The 2,822-nt window shown below is 34.7% G+C and carries 2 protein-coding genes and 3 pseudogenes; 3 read left to right on the forward strand and 2 right to left on the reverse strand.

The features are described from left to right. A pseudogene (locus M5F03_RS00015) lies at window positions 1–123 on the forward strand (sulfite exporter TauE/SafE family protein); the annotation flags it as partial. Here the strand turns inward: M5F03_RS00015 and M5F03_RS00020 are convergent. Together M5F03_RS00020 and M5F03_RS00025 are read right to left on the reverse strand one after the other, a co-directional pair. Then, window positions 109–465, reverse strand: a pseudogene (locus M5F03_RS00020) (ISNCY family transposase); the annotation flags it as partial. The pseudogenes M5F03_RS00015 and M5F03_RS00020 overlap by 15 nt on opposite strands. Before the next feature lie 180 nt (window positions 466–645). Beyond that, window positions 646–1,254, reverse strand: coding sequence for an FMN-dependent NADH-azoreductase (locus M5F03_RS00025; protein WP_180128563.1), 609 nt, complete (start codon window positions 1,252–1,254; stop codon window positions 646–648). Window positions 1,255–1,352: 98 nt separating this feature from the next. On the opposite strand from M5F03_RS00025, the gene M5F03_RS00030 reads away from it, so the two are divergent. Beyond that, complete coding sequence (locus M5F03_RS00030; protein WP_180128562.1) at window positions 1,353–2,264, forward strand: LysR family transcriptional regulator; 912 nt, start codon at window positions 1,353–1,355, stop codon at window positions 2,262–2,264. A 379-nt stretch (window positions 2,265–2,643) separates the two neighbouring features. Beyond that, a pseudogene (locus M5F03_RS00035) lies at window positions 2,644–2,822 on the forward strand (sulfite exporter TauE/SafE family protein); the annotation flags it as partial.

The following is a 2,822-nucleotide window of genomic DNA, read 5'->3' on the forward strand; positions in this document are numbered from 1 at the left end:
CTCGGTTTAGCCTTTACCACATCAACCATTTGTTTGGCAGTGTTCTTACAGCAAAATCCAGTGGAAGATCTCCCGATTGATTATGCCATGTCAGCCATAGCACTGATTCCAGCGCTCATTGGCAGTCATCCAGCGACGAACCGTTTCCACAGGAATATTCAGACCAAACATGCTCATCAGCTTCTCATGAGCCAAGGTTGGGCCAAAGCCCAGCAGATGTTCAGAAATAATGGAAAGGCATTCAGACTTTACGGCTTCATCATGGCGACGATGGCCAGGTTGACCACGACTGGCATGTGTCAGTCGTGAAACACCGTCTTGCTTTAGCTTCTGTAATAATAGGGTAATTTGGGGGGTAGAAAGATTGAGGATTTCAGAAGCACGGACTTGGGTAATACGATGATCTCGAACATCTTGCAGTACAGCAAGACGTTGAATCTCTTTATCAGACATAGTGATCAGCATCTATATTTTATATCCAGCCCATGATGGTTAAACCATCATAAACTAGACATTTTTATTGGTGAGAATATAGACACTTTAAATGGGTTCTAACATTTTCATTTCTTATAACAGCCATTATGTTAAATAGGAACCTTAGAACAATAGAAAATTATAATTTCATTGCCATAAGGAAGAATATACTTACAATCCTACGTTCGTTTGTAAAGCAATTTGCTGTGAAGCTAATTCAAGTGCTTTAGCTTTCCCTAATGGTTTAATATCAGTGCCTTCAGCATATATAAAATCTACCTTATCAATACCAATTAATCCTAATACTGCTATTAAATATGTTGTAACAGCATCTGTTGGAAGATCTTGATGAAAACCACCACGTGAACTAAAGATAATTGATTTAACACCTTTAATTAATCCTACGGGTGCGGTTTCTGTATATTGAAAAGTTACTCGTGCTCGTGCAATTAAGTCGAACCAGTTTTTTAATTGGGTTGGTACATTTAAGTTATACATTGGTGCTGCAATCAATAATAGATCACAATCTTTCAGCTCTTGAATAAATTGATCAGAGAGAGCCACTGCTGCTTTTACCTCAGGTTTTTCATTCGCCTCTCCACGTAAGGCATTAAATATCTCTAAGTTTAATACTGGTAAGTTCATAGCTCCTAGATCATGTTCAATTATTTGGTCAACATAACCACTTTGCTTACGTCTATATAAATATTTATTAATGAGCTGATTACTTAGAGATTTTTCCTGCATAAAACTAGATTTGATAACTAAAATTCTGTTCATAGTAAGGTTCCTAATATGAATTTTTATTAGATTATCATTGATAAATTGGATACAAAAGTGATAATAAATCAACTCATTGATTCCCAATTGGAACTAATATGCGTGTTAATGATCTGAAAAGTTTGATGGCATTTATTAGTGTTGTTGAACAAGGAAGTTTTACTAAAGCATCAGAAAAATTACATCTGACTCGTTCCGCTGTCAGTAAGATGATTTCAAAGCTTGAGGTACAGCTCGGAGTAGTACTTTTTAACAGAGATACACGTCATTTAGCTCTCACAGAAGAAGGTAGTATTTTCTATGAACATAGCCAGCGGGCTGTACAAGAATTATTAATAGCTGAGACATTATTTGAAAGTAATAATCAAAATATTCAGGGAATGATACGTATCTCTATGCCTGTATTATTTGGACAAAAGTTCATAGTTCCGATATTAAGAGACTTAGCAGATGAACATCAAAATTTGAATATGGTTCTTTCTTTTAATGATCGTTATATTGATTTAATTGAAGATAATTATGACCTAGTGATAAGAATTGGTAATTTAGAAGATAATAGTCAATTAATGGTTAAAAAGATTTCTGAGCATGCAATGTGGCTCTGTGCCACACCTGAATATTTAAAAAGATACCAGATTCCTGAGAGCATCAAAGATTTAGATAACCATCAGACTATTGGATATTTGAAAAATGGGCAGCTTGAAAAGTGGATATTTCAAAGTTCTCATCATAAAACTATGAAATATTTGCCAAAAAATAAAGTTCAAATGGATGACATAAAAAGCATATTAGATTATGTACTAATGCACGGAGGAATTGGTTGGTTACCTTCCTGGTTGATTCAAGAATATATACAAAGTGGTCAATTAATACACCTACTTACTAACTATTCAAGTACTAACTATCCTATTCAAATTGTATGGAAAAGATCAAATTTCTTACCAATACGTGTTCGTACTACCATTGATAAAATAGCTTCATCAATACAAAAAGATAGCGTCATTAAATAAGATTTATAAGAGAGGAATTCTAAATTGATAGTAATACAAAATCTTTCTAGTTTAATTTTTAAACACGGATTTATTAAGCTTTCCTAAAATTAACATAATACACGTTATGCGAAATTCTTGAAATTTTCCTATAAGTATCAATATTTTATTAAAAACCGTTCTAGTAAACAGCATATTGGAACGGTTTTTATATCACTATTCCACCAATACGCTTATAACTTATTCGAAATCAAAAGAGTTTGTTTAGCCCATCTACGCTATCTGCTTTAGACGCTATAACCTAGCCTCAACTTTTTATTGAGGCTCTATTCCAAAAACACTGATTTTTCAAAGTGTCTGAATTGCATAGCATAGAGCCAATTCTTTTGCGAGTTTCGCCATGATTTGGTTCGTCATCACAGTTTTTGCAATCGCAGGTCTAATTAAAGGCACGATTGGGTTAGGCCTGCCTGCGGTATCGATGGGCCTCCTCACCATGGTGATCAGTCCATTTCAGGCAGCGACGTTATTGATTATTCCATCTATGGTCACCAACTTTTGGCAACTATTTGCCGAAGG

Origin of the sequence: Acinetobacter amyesii (assembly GCF_023499985.1) — a bacterium.
Lineage (GTDB): Bacteria > Pseudomonadota > Gammaproteobacteria > Pseudomonadales > Moraxellaceae > Acinetobacter > Acinetobacter amyesii.